This is a genomic window from Bacteroidetes Order II. bacterium (assembly GCA_016788705.1).
Taxonomy (GTDB): domain Bacteria; phylum Bacteroidota; class Rhodothermia; order Rhodothermales; family UBA2364; genus UBA2364.
In genome coordinates this window covers 158,438-175,813 of sequence record JAEUSQ010000059.1, presented here as the reverse complement: position 1 = coordinate 175,813, position 17,376 = coordinate 158,438, and the positions used below count along the sequence as shown (strand labels likewise).

General features: G+C 47.9%; 20 protein-coding genes. 13 read left to right on the top strand and 7 right to left on the bottom strand.

Annotated elements, in window-relative coordinates:
• From JNN12_15890 to JNN12_15875, 4 genes are all read left to right on the top strand, one after another.
• Positions 1 to 738, top strand: a 738-nt coding sequence (locus tag JNN12_15890; GenBank protein ID MBL7979818.1) for an RHS repeat-associated core domain-containing protein, incomplete at its 5' end; no start/stop codon positions are given.
• A gap of 168 nt (positions 739 to 906) precedes the next feature.
• Positions 907 to 1,329: a hypothetical protein gene (locus tag JNN12_15885; protein MBL7979817.1), complete on the top strand. Its 423-nt coding sequence runs from the start codon at positions 907 to 909 to the stop codon at positions 1,327 to 1,329.
• Positions 1,326 to 1,697 carry a DUF1801 domain-containing protein gene (locus JNN12_15880; protein ID MBL7979816.1) on the top strand — a complete coding sequence of 124 codons (372 nt, stop codon included), beginning with the start codon at positions 1,326 to 1,328 and terminating at the stop codon, positions 1,695 to 1,697. The genes JNN12_15885 and JNN12_15880 overlap by 4 nt, the downstream gene beginning before the upstream one ends.
• Position 1,698: 1 nt before the next feature.
• Positions 1,699 to 2,187, top strand: a complete 489-nt coding sequence (locus JNN12_15875) for a GyrI-like domain-containing protein (protein MBL7979815.1) — start codon at positions 1,699 to 1,701, stop codon at positions 2,185 to 2,187.
• Positions 2,188 to 2,260: 73 nt separating this feature from the next.
• On the opposite strand, the gene JNN12_15870 is transcribed toward JNN12_15875, so the two are convergent.
• Positions 2,261 to 2,806, bottom strand: a complete 546-nt coding sequence (locus tag JNN12_15870) for a hypothetical protein (protein MBL7979814.1) — start codon at positions 2,804 to 2,806, stop codon at positions 2,261 to 2,263.
• Between the two features lie 218 nt (positions 2,807 to 3,024).
• On the opposite strand from JNN12_15870, the gene JNN12_15865 reads away from it, so the two are divergent.
• The 6 genes from JNN12_15865 (at position 3,025) to JNN12_15840 (ending at position 8,573) form a co-directional block, all read left to right on the top strand.
• On the top strand, positions 3,025 to 4,596 hold the full coding sequence (locus tag JNN12_15865; GenBank protein ID MBL7979813.1) for a hypothetical protein: 1,572 nt from the start codon (positions 3,025 to 3,027) through the stop codon (positions 4,594 to 4,596).
• A gap of 33 nt (positions 4,597 to 4,629) precedes the next feature.
• Positions 4,630 to 5,406, top strand: coding sequence for a hypothetical protein (locus JNN12_15860; protein ID MBL7979812.1), 777 nt, complete (start codon positions 4,630 to 4,632; stop codon positions 5,404 to 5,406).
• Positions 5,407 to 5,496: 90 nt separating this feature from the next.
• Complete coding sequence (gene recO, locus JNN12_15855; GenBank protein MBL7979811.1) at positions 5,497 to 6,246, top strand: DNA repair protein RecO; 750 nt, start codon at positions 5,497 to 5,499, stop codon at positions 6,244 to 6,246.
• A 120-nt stretch (positions 6,247 to 6,366) separates the two neighbouring features.
• Positions 6,367 to 7,005: a repressor LexA gene (lexA, locus tag JNN12_15850; protein MBL7979810.1), complete on the top strand. Its 639-nt coding sequence runs from the start codon at positions 6,367 to 6,369 to the stop codon at positions 7,003 to 7,005.
• Between the two features lie 25 nt (positions 7,006 to 7,030).
• Positions 7,031 to 7,681 (top strand): repressor LexA, encoded by a 651-nt coding sequence (gene lexA / locus JNN12_15845; GenBank protein MBL7979809.1) that lies wholly within the window; start codon positions 7,031 to 7,033, stop codon positions 7,679 to 7,681.
• 154 nt (positions 7,682 to 7,835) lie between these two features.
• Entirely contained in the window at positions 7,836 to 8,573 is a 738-nt protein-coding gene (locus JNN12_15840; protein MBL7979808.1) for a nucleotidyltransferase family protein, read from the top strand.
• Positions 8,574 to 8,643: 70 nt separating this feature from the next.
• Here the strand turns inward: JNN12_15840 and JNN12_15835 are convergent, their stop codons facing one another.
• The 6 genes from JNN12_15835 to JNN12_15810 form a co-directional block, all read right to left on the bottom strand.
• On the bottom strand, positions 8,644 to 9,072 hold the full coding sequence (locus JNN12_15835) for a hypothetical protein (protein ID MBL7979807.1): 429 nt from the start codon (positions 9,070 to 9,072) through the stop codon (positions 8,644 to 8,646).
• Positions 9,069 to 9,575 (bottom strand): hypothetical protein, encoded by a 507-nt coding sequence (locus JNN12_15830; GenBank protein ID MBL7979806.1) that lies wholly within the window; start codon positions 9,573 to 9,575, stop codon positions 9,069 to 9,071. The genes JNN12_15835 and JNN12_15830 overlap by 4 nt, the downstream gene beginning before the upstream one ends.
• Before the next feature lie 25 nt (positions 9,576 to 9,600).
• On the bottom strand, positions 9,601 to 10,401 hold the full coding sequence (locus tag JNN12_15825; GenBank protein MBL7979805.1) for a hypothetical protein: 801 nt from the start codon (positions 10,399 to 10,401) through the stop codon (positions 9,601 to 9,603).
• A gap of 180 nt (positions 10,402 to 10,581) precedes the next feature.
• Positions 10,582 to 10,767: a hypothetical protein gene (locus JNN12_15820; GenBank protein MBL7979804.1), complete on the bottom strand. Its 186-nt coding sequence runs from the start codon at positions 10,765 to 10,767 to the stop codon at positions 10,582 to 10,584.
• A 523-nt stretch (positions 10,768 to 11,290) separates the two neighbouring features.
• Positions 11,291 to 11,428, bottom strand: a complete 138-nt coding sequence (locus JNN12_15815) for a hypothetical protein (GenBank protein MBL7979803.1) — start codon at positions 11,426 to 11,428, stop codon at positions 11,291 to 11,293.
• 26 nt (positions 11,429 to 11,454) lie between these two features.
• The gene (locus JNN12_15810) at positions 11,455 to 12,321 is read right to left on the bottom strand and encodes a pantoate--beta-alanine ligase (GenBank protein ID MBL7979802.1); all 867 of its coding nucleotides are present in this window, start codon (positions 12,319 to 12,321) and stop codon (positions 11,455 to 11,457) included.
• Positions 12,322 to 12,440: 119 nt separating this feature from the next.
• On the opposite strand from JNN12_15810, the gene JNN12_15805 reads away from it, so the two are divergent.
• The 3 genes from JNN12_15805 to JNN12_15795 all read left to right on the top strand — a co-directional run bounded on the left by JNN12_15805 (position 12,441) and on the right by JNN12_15795 (position 17,275).
• Positions 12,441 to 13,841, top strand: a complete 1,401-nt coding sequence (locus tag JNN12_15805; GenBank protein ID MBL7979801.1) for a class II fumarate hydratase — start codon at positions 12,441 to 12,443, stop codon at positions 13,839 to 13,841.
• A 258-nt stretch (positions 13,842 to 14,099) separates the two neighbouring features.
• Positions 14,100 to 15,626 carry a Do family serine endopeptidase gene (locus JNN12_15800; protein ID MBL7979800.1) on the top strand — a complete coding sequence of 509 codons (1,527 nt, stop codon included), beginning with the start codon at positions 14,100 to 14,102 and terminating at the stop codon, positions 15,624 to 15,626.
• 800 nt (positions 15,627 to 16,426) lie between these two features.
• Entirely contained in the window at positions 16,427 to 17,275 is an 849-nt protein-coding gene (locus tag JNN12_15795; GenBank protein ID MBL7979799.1) for a hypothetical protein, read from the top strand.
• The last annotated feature ends 101 nt before the right edge of the window (positions 17,276 to 17,376 follow it).

The window sequence follows — 17,376 nt, the reverse complement described above, 5'->3', positions numbered from 1 at the left end:
CTACAATGGTACCACTATGGTGTGCGTTGGTACGATCCGCAACTCTCCCGCTGGCACACGATAGACCCCGCCGAGGAGTTCCACACGCCGTATGCCTACGTCGGCAACGACCCCGTGAATCTCGTGGATCCGGATGGGGCGCAGACATGGACGGTGACACAAAACGACAACGAACGAAGCTATCGGTGGTGTGGAACGTGTGACCCCACGGCCAGCAATGCCATCAAGCCCGGAACCGTTGTCCATAATATCTCCATTGCCGTGCCAAGTGGGGAACGAACGGGAAAAAGTAGCCTGACGTTTTTGGATCACGGGAAGACCGCACCGTATTTTCCCGATCATACCGCCCAGTTAAATACCATTGCCGGTGTGGTGGAGGCCATTGCCTGGGCGATGGTTACTGTTGGAAACCCCCCGCTTTCAGGTGGATTTGGTGGTGGTTTGGTAAAAAGTACGCGTGTCCTGTCAAGCAGTAGAGCACTGAGTGCTGGGCCGCGTCTTGCATCCAGGGGGAGTCAGGTTGCTGCGGGGGCCACTAAGACGGGAGGTAACCTTTGGAAGGTAGGTGCATACAATGAATTACAAGGTCTTGAAGCTGGATTACAAGCACATCACGTTGGTCAAAAAAGCTTGATGAGTAAATTAGTTCCGGGAAACAGTCCAGCAAATGCCCCTTCAATATTAGTTCCTGAAATCGGACACGTTGATATAGTCCCATTTTCACGGACACAGAGTTAAGTTAGATTTGTGCCCGGCTAAATCAGACCACCTCATGGGTAAGGTTGCGAATGCGACACGATAAGCGTAGCATATTGGTTCTGTGATCCTGTACTGCACTTGGCCTATTCTGTTAAATGGTGTATATTTGTATTATGTCTTTACCAGATGTAATTGCTATCCTTGTGTATGTCTCATAAAATCATCCTTCCGCGTCTTGGTGCGATCGTGGCTGCAACGGTTTGGATCAGTCTTTCCGAATTTATCCGCAACGACGTCCTATTCAAGTCCTACTGGGTTACGCACTATGCCTCGCTGGGTTTAACCTTTCCTTCTAAGCCCATTAATGGTGCGGTTTGGGGGCTTTGGTCTTTCTTACTTGCCATTGCACTTTCGGCCCTTTTGCGACGGTTTTCTTTTATTGAGGCCATTTTTTGGGGCTGGTTTATGGCATTTGTTTTGATGTGGGTGGTTCTTGGAAACATGAATGTATTGCCGTATGACCTACTGGCGTTTGCGGTCCCACTGAGTCTCGTTGAAGTATCCGGTGCGGTATGGCTCATCCATCACATCCATCCAGCATCATCCAAAACAGAACAGCGCCAGCCATGAACAAGCCTGCAAATATAGACGATTATATCGCACAATTTCCGGAGGCCACCCAATCCATTTTACAAGACATGCGGATGTTTATTCGCACCCTTCTACCAGATGCGACCGAGGCCATTTCGTATGGCATCCCAACTTGGGTACTCAATGGCAATTTGGTACACATTGCTGCCTATGAACGGCACATCGGGTTTTATCCTGCGCCGTCGGGCCTTGAGGCGTTTAAAGCAGACTTGGCCGGGTACAAAAAGGGCAAAGGTTCGGTACAGTTCCCGCTAGATCGCCCGATGCCCTGGGAATTGATTGAACGGATGGTGCAATGGCGGAAGGAGGAGCAGTTGGCCAAGAAGACCCCAAAAAGCAAAAAGTAAAATGGAGTCTCCCAAAATCATAGAGAGAACTGGTTTTTTACTTGCAGGTAGCTCTCTTATGATGTGCCTGAACCAAGATCGGACGCCGGAGCTCTGGCGCTCATTTATGCCACTTCGCAACCAAATTCCATACCGCACCGATGACGGGTTGTACGCCCTTCAGCACTATGCGCCCAATTGGTCTGTTGTTTGCCCTGACCCACAGGCCGAGTTCGAGAAGTGGGCTGCGGTCGCCGTCTCCCAAGAGGGCGTACTCCCTTCTGGTCTGGCATTTTTAAACGTTCCGGGTGGGCTATATGCGGTTTTTCGGCATCAAGGCCCTGCGCATACCTTCCTGCAAACGGCGCATCATATTTTTGTAGATTGGATGCCGTACTCTGGTTATACCACCGATGACCGTCCCCATTTTGAAATCCTCCGCGAGGGGTATAATCCATATGATCCTGTGGCAGAAGAAGATATTTGGGTCCCCATTCGGGTGGTTTCGTAGGTTGGCTTGCGTGTTGTAATAAAAAAGCCCGTCTGAAAGACAGGCCGATCGGCTTCATCAGGTTGTGCCAGCCTTATACAGGTTTAATAAACCGCGCCAGTATCGCAGCAACAATTGTCCAAGCGCCTATATCATACACACAAGTCATCATCCAGTAGGCCCACGGTTGGAAGTACCAGATCGGCATTCCCAGTGTACTCCATACTGCTGAAGCAATACCAAAAAGCAAAACCGTCCGGAATCGTTTTGCATAAGTGTCTAATTGTGGCAATTGCGATAAGACCCAGCCCACGAAAAGCCAAACGAGCAACATATGGAACAAGCCTTGTAGCATCACACCGGGGCCCATTGCCTCTGCTCCTTCGCTTCGGAAGTGAAGGGTGGCCAAGGGGCCTTCGCGGTGTTCGCGCATAAAGCCATCTATATCGTGCATCTGATCGGGTATAAAATAGGTTCCGGTTTCAGCAAGGTTTTGCTTCAACATCTCTCGGATGGCGGTGTTTTGTTCTGGTGTAGCGTGCTTCATCGCTGGCTGGCTTATGGGTGTAGCCCAAAATAAAAAGCCCCACATAAAAGTGGCTATCGCGGAAATGAGTCCGCCCAATGCAATGTTTTTCATCTGCGTTAAGAATTTAGCTAAAGGGAAAGATGCGTATATATTACGGCATCCCTGTTCAATAGAAGGATACGCATTTTTCATGCCAAAACCAATGTTCATCCTTGTTAATAATAGACTTACACATATGTGGTCATCCATGAACGTGTTACGCCCTATTTGTAATGGCCGGGATTCCCCTTTATCTTGTTCCTTCCGTATCCATCCTAAACGGCGCCTGTATGAGAATTTTGTTGCTCCTTCTTTTTTTTCTAATTAGCCCACTTCTTCGTGCCCAAGCCGTGTTGGAGAACCTGACCTTTCGGATGCAGTTGGATGCGCGTGGGCGGGTGATATCCTTGTTCGACAAGACACAACAACACGAATATGCCCATCGAGACACTGTTTCTGTGCTGATGCAAGTTCGGCATATAGATCATACTTGGCAGGCGCCATCCGCCATGAAGTGGAATGCCCGGAACAAAGTGCTTTCCCTCTTTTTCCGACCAAGCCCGATTCGGGTGGACATTCGGGTGGAGCAAAAATCCACGCATCTGGTATTTGAAGTAACAAAAGCAACGCCTGCCCTTCAGATAGACCGGGTACTTTGGGGTTCATTCGCCACCACCATCCGAGAAACCATAGGAGAGATTGTGGGGGTGGTTCGCAATGACCAATTTGCGATTGGCATTCAGGCACTCAACCTCAAGACCATAGGCGGATACCCCAAAAATGACGAGGGGTACGACGGTTCACGAGGCTCCACCGCTTTGCCTACACGTTGGGGCAGTACGTTGCAGGCTTATTCCATCAACCGGTCGCGTCCTCGCTTTGCAGATGTATGGAATGGTGTTTTTAAAAATATGCCCATCGAGCCTTTGGAAAAGGAAACGGTAACGGGTTCTAAAATTGCATTATTCGGTGTTCCGGGAGGCGAGGCATTAGACACCATTGGTGCCATTGAACAGGCAGAAGGGTTGCCACATCGGGTTTATAAAGGGGTTTGGATTAAGAAATCCCCTCAAATGGGCCGATCCTACATCATTTCCAATTTCAACGAAGCGCAGGTGGACGAAATGATTGCCTATACCAAGCGGTCAGGTCTGATGTCGCTCTATCATGAAGGCCCTTTTAATACGTGGGGTACTTATGCCTGGAACCCCCTCTTTTTTCCGAATGGAACGGCAGGGGTGAAAAGGGCGGTCGAGAAAGCCCATGCGGCTGGCATTCATTTTGGTGTGCATACCCTAACCAATTTTATTCATCCAACCGATCCTTATGTTTCACCTGTTCCGGATAAACGCTTGGTCAAACGTGGGAGCAGCACCCTCGCCGAATCCATTTCTGCCGATGCCACCTCAATCCCCATTGAAACACCAACGTATTTTGATTATAACCAAGATAACTGGCTACGGCTGATACGTATTGGCGATGAATTGATCCGGTATAGGGCTGTTTCAAAAACCGCACCTTATCAATTATTGGATTGCCAGCGCGGCGCTTTTGGGAGCACGGCAACGGCACATCCAAAAACTGCCGAAGTAGCCAAATTATTTGATCACGCCTACGAAGTGGTTTTTCCCAACCTCTCGTTACAACACGAGATTGCCCGAAAGCTGGCACAACTGTTTAATGAGACAGGCATTGACCACCTAGACTTTGATGGGCACGAAGGGGGCGCTGCAAGTGGGCAAGGGGACTATGGCATCGAGGCGTTTTCTAAAGTATTTTACGATAACGCAAAGCATTTTGTGGTGAATGGGACCAGTAATTCCAAACACTTCTACTGGCATATGAATACGTATTGTAATTAGGGAGAACCTTGGTATGGCGGCTTTCGGGAAAGTATGCAAGAATACAGGATCAAGAATCAATCGCTCTTTGAACGAAATTTTATGCCCAATATGTTGGGCTGGTATCTGATGACGGCCACCACTTCGCTTTCGGAAATGGAGTGGATGCTGGCACGAGCAGCGGGTTATAAAGCAGGTTTTGCGATGGTGCTTCGCGTAAACGACGCCCAAAAAAACCCCTTAACGTCCGTGTTATTAGACGCTATTCGCGAATGGGAACAGGCACGCCTTTCCCATGCTTTTAGTGATGAACAACGCGAACGCCTGAAAAACCCTGAGAATGAATTTCACCTTAGAAAAATAGCCAATAATCAATGGGAACTGTATCCATTTCACTCGTCTCCTTCCTTCCAGCACCAAAAACGAGACCTACAGCCCGGAGAACCCACGGCCAGTAGTTTTCAGGTAACAAACCCCCATGAAAGCCAACCTTTGCAATTTCGGCTGGAAGTCCTCGCATCCAACACCGAAACCGGAGAATCCGGCGCCATCGAACATCCGGTGTTGGTACTCAATCGGTCGGCGGAGTTAAGGCTGCCTGTTAGCCTTCAACCCAATGAAAGCGTGGTGGTGGATGGTACGCCGCTTGTCCGGATTTATGATGCGAAAGGCCGCCAGCGTGCTACCCTAACCCTGCCAATGCCCCCCCCTTCGTTGACGAATGGAGTGAATCAAATATCATTGGAGGCTTCTTTCCGAGGGGAGGCCTATTCGGTTGTGCAAATTAGGTTTAAAACAAAAGGGCCACCAGAATCGGTTCAACCCCAATAAATTTCGGACAAGCTATGATGTGTTATATTTTTCGGACCGATGTGCCCCAAAGCCGTCGGCGTCGTTTAGGATGTCATCTAACGTAAATCCATGATACTGAAATCCGAAGCCATTGTCCTGCGCCGTATGAACTATGGCGAAACAAGCCAAATTATTACCCTTTTCACGCGAAAAAAAGGCAAGGTTTCGGTTTTAGCGAAGGGGGCAAGGTCCCTCAAAAGTCGCTTTGGGGCCACGTTAGAGCCTCTTTCGTATATTCAGGTGGTTTATTACCACAAGCCTACACGGGATCTACAAACACTGAGCGAAACCACCCGACTACACCCCTTTTACGACCTGCTCCGTGATCCGGCTAAAACCGCATTGGCATTTCAGATGGTGGAACTGGTGGATGCCGTTTCCGAAGCAGAGGCTATCAATATCCCGCTCTTTACCTTGTTATTAGAAGTACTTGCCACCTTGAATGATGCGACACAACATGCCGATAACATTTTGTTTTATTTTGAGTTAAGACTTGCCGTTCTGTTTGGCGTTGCACCCCACATTGAAAAAACAACCGTGGAAGCCGTGGGCGAAGAAGGGGGCTGGTTTTTGCTGGAGCAGGGAGCCGTTCTACCAGCGCATACCCCAATTCAAGGTATCGCGAAACGTGCCAGTCGGGCGGCCTTGCGTGCCTTGGCCATCCTTGCTTTGGCCCCTTTAGAAACACTGCTGAGATTTGCACTTAATCCGCAAACCCAAAGCGAGGTACGACAACTCATAGATGCCTATCTGGCCCACCATTTTGAAGGCTTGCACCGATCCCGTACCCGCGACGTATTGGCCCAAATGAACGCCTGATCCACCCTAATTTTATATTTAACATATGTGTGCCTCCTGAAAATGCTTGACAAGACCATTGAAATAATGTATTATATATGTAAGACACAAGTAAAAGCATTGTCATACCAAACCGCCATGATAAATCGCAACCCCCTCACTCCCAAACAAATGGCTTTTCTGCAATTCTTGCAGGATTATGTTCGCGAGACGGGCTTGTGGCCCACGTATAACGATATTTCAGACCGCTTTGACTTCCGCTCCCCAAACAGTGTGACCCAAAACCTGCAAGCCTTGCAAAAAAAAGGATACCTTCGGAAAGATCTTAATGGATACCAATTAACCACGCCCGAAGAAGAACGGCAAAGACGCAAAATCCGGATTCGAGGCGTTATTACTGCTGGTTGTTTGCAAGAAGCGGTTGAGGAAAATTTGGGAACCATTACGATAGACCTGCTCAACCGTCATCGGTATAATCGTATGTTTGCCCTCCGCGTGAAAGGTTCTTCGATGATTAATGCAGGTATTCAGGATGGGGATTTGGTCTTATTAATAGACGAAGACATTCCAAATGGCGGTATTGGAGCCGTTTTATATAATGGACAAACAACCTTAAAACGTATATATACTGACGAACAGGGCCTCCACCTGGTTCCGGCAAATGATGAGTTCCCCGGCGTAAAAATCCACCCAGCCCTCTTCGAGGAAGTTCGGGTACTGGGCCGATACATAGGGAGGGTGAACCACTCCGGCAGAATGGTTATGGCTGCTGCGGCTTAAACGATCAACCTTTTCTTTTACCATGATTAACAGAAAACAACTCACGCCCAAGCAACAAGAAGTGCTGCACTACATAAAAAACTATGTTCGATCCAGTTCTAATTGGCCGACATATGGAGATTTGGTAGATGAATTTGGGTTTCGGTCTCCCAACAGCGTTACCCAAAACCTACAGGCGCTTGTAAAAAAAGGGTATCTTGTCCGAGATGGAAACGGATACCATTTCCCGCATCAGGAATTGGAAATACCCCTTGTCTCGCGCGGCATTCCGGTGTCTGGGATTATTACAGCGGGTGCCTTGCAAGAAGCCGTGGGTGAGGACTTGGGCGATCTGACGTTAGAAGATTTGTTTCCGAAATTAGAGCGGATGTTTGCCCTCCGTGTGAAGGGTAATTCCATGATTGAAGCGGGTATCTTGGATGGTGACTATGTTTTGTTGTCGCAAGAAACCGATTTACCCAATGGAACAATTGGTGCGGTTATGGTAGATGGGGAAACCACCCTTAAACGGGTATTCCGTGAGTCAACCGGATTGCGACTGGAGCCTGCCAACCACGAATTGGAAGACATCCTTGTGGATAAGCAGCGCTTTGAATTTGAAGATGTGCAAATAATTGGTCGCTACATTGGCCGTATTGGGAAAGACGGTGCGATGATGACCATCGGTGGCCCTTAAGGAAGCAATACGGGAAAGAACTTGTTGCCACCACAAAAGCCGAACAAATGTGTTCGGCTTTTTTTTACACTTTTTAACCAGATGGCTCGGAATTCGTCCAAGCACCGTATATTAATCATGTGTTTCTCCCCCCTCAACGCCTACATTATCGTCTATGAAAGCCATGATTTTTGCTGCCGGACTGGGCACGCGCCTGCGTCCGCTAACAGAATCTGTTCCTAAAGCATTGGTCGAAGTAAATGGAACGCCATTGCTTGGCCTGATTATTCTTCGCTTGAAGCGATTTGGATTCAAGGATCTCATCATCAATGTCCACCACTTTCCAGACATGATTGTGGATTATTTAGCCGAGCATGACAACTTTGGGGTCAATATCACCATATCGGACGAGCGAGAGGCCCTTTTGGAAACGGGTGGTGGGCTTCAAAAGGCGGCGTGGTTTTTTGACGATGGCAAACCCTTTCTGGTACACAATGTGGACATTTTGTCTGACTTAAACCTGCTGGAAATTTATGAGGACCACATCAAAAGTGGTGCCTTGGCAACGTTAGCAGTTAGTGGCCGCAAAACCTCGCGGGTGCTTTTGTTTGATGAGCAAGAAGTGTTGTGCGGCTGGCGTAACCTGAAAACAGGCGAGGAAAAATGGGCGCGACCAACTCCGGGGTCTTGTCGAGAGCGCTCGTTTAGTGGCATACATGTCATTTGCCCAGAAATTTTTTCAGAAATCTCGCAAACAGGACGTTTCTCCATCATAGACACCTACCTTGAGTTGGGAGGGCGTTTTCCGATTAAAGCGCATTATCACGATGAATCACATTGGATGGATGTGGGCAAGCCAGAAACATTACAACAAGCGGTTGGACTTTTGGCCAAAATAGAAGCGATTGGGTGAGCACAACTTAGGCTAATCGTTTCGGAAGTGTTTCAGCTAAAATATTCCTTTGTGTTGTTTGGTGGCGTATTTATTGCCTTTTTAGTTCCCAAATCCTACCCAAGTTCAACATTGCTAATGGGTTATCTCCTGCCGATTTGGTCACCCGTAGGGTAAAGGCGTCTTTGGCCCATTGTGTGATCCCGGTTTCAAAAGACATTAACCTTCCATCGGGCATGGTCAGGTTCCAGAGACTCAATCGCAGATCATCGTCCCCCCAATAACCGCCCCCAAAAGCACTGAACAACAGAGGCATTGCCGTCCCCGAATGGAAGGTAAGACGGCCACCTGTTTTGCTTTTATACACCTCTAATGTTCCCCAATGTCCTGCAGTTCCATCAATGGTATGAATGTCCCATTTTCCGGCAATCTCACATTCAAAACCATCACAAGGCAACTCGCCCGAATCACAGCCCGCAACTACCGAGGCCAGAAGCAGTAAGAAAAACCATTTACTCATTGTTTTCGCATCGTCAAGGTCAATTTGTCGGTATAGGCTTCGTTTGGACCCACCTTATAATACGACCAAACCTGTTCTTGTGCGGTATTTTTCTCAACTGTCCAAGCTCGGTCACACCCAATGAGGCTGCTGCACTCCGAGAGAATGAAAATGACACGTTTTGCGGTGGCATCCACGCTAAACGAGCCTTGTCTGGGCATTGGGACTGCTCGAACAGGGCCAGAAAGGGGGCCGTTATAGGTGAAGTCATTGCAATAGGTAAGGGCGCCACCTAAGCCCTCTCCGCAAACGGGGCCTTTAAACGCAACAAAAGTACCCGCGTTTTCTTGCCGGAGTAAGGTCTGCGTGGTACCATTTTGCAGAATAGAAATATGATTCAATTCTGTGATGTCCCATGTCCCCAGCATTTTAGATATATAACGTTCTTTCGGCGCGTCGAAGAGGTCACAACCCGAAAAGAAGCAGATAATGGCCAAGCCAATACATGATAGCCGTAAGTCCATGATTTTCTTCCTAAAATTAAAAATATCAACGGGTTAATAAGATTTCTACTCCGATAGAAATCCGCATGCCGCGAAAGTTACCTTCGGTGATGGCATTTCCTTCGTCCACACCCAAGCGATCTTTGACCCAAAAGTCAAATTCACGCGGGAAGTCATTGGAACGGTAGCGACTGGTGTCGTAATCGGTCATGTTGATAAAGTCGCCTCCGGGAAGCCAGACTGGAAAAGCCACTTGAATGGGAATGATCACCCGCTTTCCGAGTTGTAAACCGGCAGAAACCCCTGCCATAATTTCGGGTGTGGACACCTCGTAATAACCGTTAATGTCAAATTCATAACCAATACTACGCGAACCATCCTGATAAACAGTATAATAGGTGATGGTGCTGTTGCGAAATTGCCCCTGCATCAGCGCATTCAGGAAGCCACGTTTGCCGCCAACGCCCACTTCTATTAACACATCGCGGTTCACGACATCTAAATCCAATTCATTTTTGAGGCCCGTACCCAATGTAGCAGATCGTGGTATATGATGTTTTCCCGTTTGGTATTGAAAAGCCATTGCCAATTTGCTGCCCGCCAATCCGGAACCTCGGTAACCCACTCGAATTACCGGGCCGGGTAATGCCTCTGGAAAAGAAGCATATTTGGCTTTGATATTCGCTGCATAATATGTATTAAACGATTCGACAAAGGAGTTAAGGCTCGCGCTATCTATCCGATCAATACCATAGGCAGCACCAACGGCGAGACCGCCAAAAGCAGATTGGGCATGAAGTAACGCGAATGAATGGAGTAACAACACAACGAGTAATGTTGATCTCATGGGTATGTAGATTCAGTGAACGGAAAGGGAAGAGATGCGAAGAATACTCTTTTTAGCCGTCAATGTCAAGTTATATTGTGTTTTCGTGAACGAGGACATCCATAATCGTTTTCCGACCGAGAAGATTGTTCTGAAGTGGGGTATAGCCCTTAAACTCGGCCCAAATAGAGGCAAAGAAAGTTAAGGTTGTTCTGGGTGTTGATTGGAGGCCGAAGGCTCGATGTATATTTTGCGGTTTGGGTAATCTACGGTCAGTTTATGGCCTAATAGCAATTTTCCGCCGATACTGCCGTCAAAGTCGTTGCGTGCAAAATCGCCAGTTTGTGTAATTTGGATCCGGCTGAGTACGTTTTGATATGTTGTCATGCCAATTAAGTAGGCTGTGTCAGTTAGTTTATGTTAAGCATTTTGCAAAATGGATTCCCGTTTTCGCGAGAATGACGTACTCGGCAATCAAAAGCCCATCATGCCTAACTTGATTGGGCATCCATATCATAAACTATCCAAAAGAACCTACTTAGCCTCAATGGTTGCTGATTAAAAACGTCATCAGGCACATTGGGGATAGCAGAAATAATGTTTTGGACGATTCGCGCTATTCGCGACATTGCCCGGCCATCGGCAACGGAAATAAACTCAACGCCCAATGCTGGCTGATAATCGGATAATCGGTACGCAATAAGGTCGCCAAGCCCGACAACGTAAAGGACAATTCGACGGCAAAAGTTACCAAAATTGCTTAGGTAAGTAAGACTTGGCTTGTTCAAAGGCTTTTTCTAAATCTTTTCCACGCGGACTTATACTCGATAAGCAGTTGGCCTTTCCATATAAGGTCTATAAAGCCTTGTTTTTGATTGGGCTTGCGGACGTTCTGCTCAAAGGTGGCCACCTACTGACGAGCAATGCCAAAAATGTTAAAAAAGCGATCCCAAAACGACTTGGCTGCTGCATCTTTGTTTGTATCACTTTCTGATTCCTTAGAAAAAGCCACCGTACGTTGTTTGATTTCATTCCAAGAGAGGGTCATAAGACAAGGCTATGTTGAATAAGGGATCAAGTCGCTAAATTTCCGGTGGAAACGAATTGGTTATCTATCAACCGCGTTTGGCCAATATACGCTGCAACTGCCACCAAATAATCGGTCTCTGGTTGTAAGTAGACAGGACGTTGGAGTTGCTCGGTGTCCACCACTTCGGCATATTGAACCGATACACCCGCCACCGATTCCATCACCTCGCGCATGGCGTTCTCTACCAGGGCGGGGTTTCGTTCTCCGCCAGCAATCAGGTCGCGCCCTAAAAAAACGGCCTTAGAAATAACCGATGCTTTCTGGCGGTCTGCTTCGGTGAGATACCGATTTCGGGAAGACATGGCCAAACCATCTGCCTCGCGCACGGTTGCCATGCCCACCATCTCGATGCCAAAGTGCAGGTCGCGCACCATCCGCCGAAGGATTAAAAATTGTTGGGCATCCTTCAGGCCAAAAACCGCTACGTGTGGCCGACAAGCCAAAAAAAGCCGTGCCACTATGGTGGTGACACCCCGGAAATGCTCCGGACGAAACGGGCCGCAAAGATGCGTATCTAACCCCACAACATACACCCATGTCTGGTCGTTAGGAGGATACATCTCGATAACGGAAGGGGTAAATACGCCCGATACCCCCCGCTCAGAAAGGGCCGAAAGGTCTGCTTCTAAGGTTCTTGGGTAACGACTGAAATCCTCGTTCGGGCCAAATTGTGTCGGGTTTACAAAAATGGAGACCACCACTTTTTCGGCATGGCGGCGGGCTTCGTCCACCAAACGTAAATGACCTTCGTGCAATGCGCCCATGGTGGGGACAAGCGCCAAACGAAGGCCTGATTGCTGGATACTGGAGGAAAAAGACTGGACTTCGGCAACGGTTTGAAAGATTTTCATATAGGAGGGAACGTTTTGACGGTGAATTCAAGCAGGCATACGTACCTTTTTTAATTGCGCCGGAATGCGCTTTCAATAATCAACAATAATGATATTCAGACCCTATAATCCAGACTGTTATGAGTGAATTTCGTATTGAACGGGACTCTATGGGCGATGTCCAGGTTCCGGCATCTGCTTGGTATGGCTCACAAACCGAACGTGCTAAGCATAATTTTCCCATCAGTGCCCTGCGCTTTCCACGCCGCTTTATCGAGGCATTGGGCATTGTTAAAAAATCCTGTGCCATTGCCAATGAAAAAATAGGTTTATTGGATGCCGAAAAGTCTGCGGTAATTCAGGCCGCTTGTGATAAAGTCATCGCGGGTGAAATGGATGCCGAATTTGTCTTGGATATTTTCCAGACAGGCTCCGGCACCTCAACCAATATGAATGCCAACGAGGTGATTTCTAATCTTGGCACGGTGGCAATGGGAGGGGAACGCGGGGGCAAACTCATTCATCCCAACGACCACGTAAATATGTCGCAATCCTCGAACGATGTAATCCCAACAGCCATGCACGTGGCAGCGCGGGTGGCCATCGAGCAGGAACTGCTCCCCGCCCTAACGACCTTCGAGGAATCGCTAAAAGCCAAAGCCGAAGCCTTTGATCATGTGGTTAAAAGTGGTCGTACCCATCTCATGGATGCCACGCCCGTTCGGTTGGGGCAGGAATTTGGTGGATATGCTGCACAAATCGCCAAAGCCCGCACCCGTATTAAACATGCTTCGGAAGAACTCTCGGAACTTGCACTCGGTGGAACAGCTACCGGAACGGGGATCAACTGCCCGCCTGCTTTTCCCGTGAATGCCATTGCGGCCATCTCCGAACAAACCTTTATCGCCTTCCACGAGGCCGAAAACCACATGGAGGCGCAGGCTTCCAAAGATGCGTATGTCTCGGTGGCTGGCGCCCTAAATGCGCTTGCGGTTTCGGTGATGAAAATCGTCAATGACATTCGTTGGCTCGGTTCTGGCCCAACCAGCGGCCTCAGCGAAATCTTATTGCCCGACCTTCAGCCCGGCTCTTCTATCATGCCCGGTAAGGTAAATCCGGTGATGAGCGAGGCCCTGATGATGGTTTCTGCACGGGTGCAAGGCAACCTGACAACCATTACCGTCGGCGGGCAAATGGGGAATTTTGAGTTGAATGTGATGATGCCTGTTATGGCATATGCCATGCTCGAAAGTGTCTCTATTTTGTCTAATGGTCTCGATGCCTTCCGAACGAAATGTCTTGATGGGATTGTGGCAAACGAAGCCCGTTGTAAAGAATTACTGGAACTCAATCCCTCAATTGCGACCGCCCTCAACCGAACCATCGGCTATGACATGGCCGCCAAAGTGGCCAAACAAGCAGCCAAAGAACACAAATCCGTTCGTGTGGTGGTAAAAGAATTGGGCTTGTTGACCGATGAAGAACTGGATGCTGTCTTGGATGTGCGGAGTATGACCGAGGCGGGAATTCCAGGAAGCTAATGCCCACTTTTCGGGTTTCGATTTGGAAAGAAAGGCTTTCTTGGAGGGAGTCTTTTTTTATCCCAAACACAATATTGGCCGTAGTAAGGCCGTTTCTCCTTCGCTACGATTCATGTTCTGTGGTTTGGAACATCAGACATGCGTCCGAATTCGTTCAGACGCATGTCTTTGGTTTTGTACCTGAAACCCAAGCCACATTTTTGCGTGAAAGCAACCATCTTGTAAACTCTAACCATTCAAAATCTTAACCCATAAGCTATGAAAGACATGAAGCGAAAAGTGCTCATGGGGATCCTGGTAGCGGTCTCCGCCTTTGGCGGTGGTATGGCATTTACCGCCGGTTCCAAATTTTTTGCGCCCAACGAAGTCCATGCTGCTTCCGAAATACCCACGCCGGAAGACCTTGGAAATGCATTTTCTGCGGTTGCCGAAGCCGTTAATCCTGCCGTAGTACAAGTGATCCCCACCCAAAAAGTAAAAGGCATGGCCAATCCGTTTGGTGGCAACTCGCCTTTCCGCTTTTTCTTCGAGGAACAAGAAGAAGGCGGTGAAAACAGTCCTCCCCGCTCCCGCGACCAATTCCAACAAGGGCTTGGTTCCGGCTTTCTGATCCGGGAAGATGGTTATATTGTGACCAATAACCACGTTGTTAAAGATGCAACCGAATTGGAAGTGAAAACCTTCGATAGCAAAACCTATAAAGCGAAGGTCATTGGTACGGATGCGAGCAACGACCTCGCCGTGATCAAAATCGAAGGTAGTGGCTTCCCAACCGTCCAATTGGGAGAGGTGACCAATTTACGGGTTGGACAATGGGTAGTGGCCATTGGTTCGCCCTTCGAACAAGAGCTTGGAAACACGGTTACGGCGGGTATTATTAGCGCGATGGGACGCAATAAAGCAGACCTTACCACTTTCTCTAGCTTTATCCAAACAGATGCCGCCATTAATCCAGGAAACTCCGGTGGCCCACTGCTGAACCTTCAAGGCAAGGTCATTGGGGTGAATTCGGCCATCCTTTCCCGTTCTGGTGGTTTTCAGGGCATCGGATTTGCGATCCCGGCAGACATTGTCCGCAATTCGGTGGACCAAATCATCAACAAGGGTAAGGTGAGCTATGGATTTCTGGGGCTGATGCCCGCACCTGTCCCAAGTGGATTGGCACGTGCGATGAACTTACCGACTGGCGGGGCATTGGTCAGCAGTGTGAATGACGATTCGCCCGCGCAAAAATCGGGGCTGGTCGCCGACGATGTGATTACCGCCGTAAACGGTCGTAAAATCAATGGTCCAGATCAACTACGCTCTATGGTGGCCAATATGCCACCCGGGACGAAGGTGGTTTTAACCTACTTCCGCGATGGAAAAGAAAAGAAAACGACGGTCACTTTGGCTGAACGCCCCGCCGAGACCCTTGCAGATGCCGGAACAGGTGCAGGAGGTGAGGCCGGAGAAGACGAGGATGCCAAAACCACACTCGATAAATTGGGCTTCTCGTTAGAAAACCTGACCACCGACGTGCGGCAGCGCCTGAAATTCGGTGAGAATGCTTCGGGGGTGCTCGTGACCGATGTCTCGCCAATTGGCATTGCCTTTAAAGAAGCCGACTTACGTACCAACTTCCTGATTCAGTTCGTGGGGAAGAGCCGGAATGACATGACGGTGGTGAAATCTAAGACGGATTTCTTGCGCGAATACAAAAGCTATAAGTCGGGGGATGTGGTTTATTTACGCGGCCAATACCCTGGTGGAAATACCGTACTGACGGCATTTACCAAGCCATAACCGAGCTTACATATAGGAAAAGGCTATCTGTCAAAGGTAGCCTTTTTTTATGAGAATTTGTTTTATCTAAGTGCGACTATATGTTGGCCAATCTTGCCAATCTTCTATCGTTATAGCAAGATCGTGAGCGCTGGTAAAAGTAGTAAACAGGTGTTGATGTAGCGTGTTATTCAAGTTTTACCGCAAACATCGCCCCAAGTTGTTTGATTTTGGCAGGCGTTATATAAGAATCAACACTTTGAGGCTGATCTTTAATAATGACCCGTGCGAGGTGTGCCGTCCTTCACAACTTTTGATGTTCGTGATGGAATAAACCGTTCGGGTGCAAGATTCCTCGTTTTTGTTCATATAATTGGTGTACGGAACACCCAGTATGCGATATAGACTTACCGTCGTAAAGACAAAGTTAATCCAGTTCTTCAAACCCAGTCCATGCGTTAATTTGAAGCCTTGTAAGGCAAACTCAGATTTTGCTTCCCGAATATCAATTTTGATCAAGCTACGTTGGGTGCTGTCAATAACATCCAGGCAAAAGACTGATGCCGATTGCTACCTTCTATGACCCTACTATACCTAAGCCAATATCCAGAAAGACCAAAGCCATGTTTTCCATACAAAAAAAGTGAGGAAAAAAATGATGTTGTTATGATCAGGAAAATTTTATACCACTATTGACTTTACTTTATAGTGGTTGTAACTTCAATTCAATTCAATTCAATTCAATTCAATTCAATTCAATTCAATTCAATTCAATTCAATTTCTAAAAGGGAATCACTTTAAAACAAAACAGGAGTTCGTTATGAAAAAGATGTATCTTTGGTTGTTTATCATGCTGTTGGTTTCTTTAGTTGGCTGTGACTTGGGCATTGTTCGGGAACCATTACGATTGCCGCCGCTTGCTAAATTAGACCATACTTGGAAGGTGGTTTCTGGCTCATTGGTCATCAAAAGTGTGGGCGATCAGGAAGCAATGGACTTGGTGGGCATTCTTACGCCGGATGGTGTGGAAAATCTCAATACCGATCCCACCCCCAAGGCTTATACGCTGCAAATGGAAAAGGGGCTGTCTAAACCACTTTCGATAGATTGGAAAAAAGTCCGCGCCTATTATCATTATGACGTACATCAGAAACTGCCATTGGGTGGGGTCGTTTTTATCAATTTAGAAACTACACAGGTGATGTACTTTAATGTAGAGCGAAAAGAACTCAAAAAAAGCGAAAAACAGCAATTATTTGCTCTCCTTGGTTTGTCCAATAATCAACAACGTAAAGTTGTGACTTACGAAGGGTATGGTTTGGCTGAATACCAAGGCTTAATGGTATCGGACGCCCTCAAATTGTCTAAAACAGAAACAGCACTTTTTAGACAATTTGCTCCGTGTATCACTTGGTCTGCCGACAAAGCCCAGCGCGAGCCTTACTGCGGAAGTAGTGCAACGGATCCGGATCGGGTTCCGTGTCTTGCCGGAGGCGAGGATGCGGTAAGTTGTGGGTACGGAACAGCAGGGAGTAACTGCACAATTGCTTGCGGAGATGGTAAAGATGCATGTTGTGGGGCAAAGGCGGGTTCGACGACAGTTGGGTGTAAATGCTGTGAGGTGAAAGACACCCATAATCCACCCAATGGAAGTATGAGAAAGTACTGATCGTAAGGGGTGGCAGACGTGTAAAGCAATTATCCGTGGGCAAAGTTTCTATGAGGATGCCCCTTTGTGTGGTGAAAAACCCATTTGCATCCGCACAATCA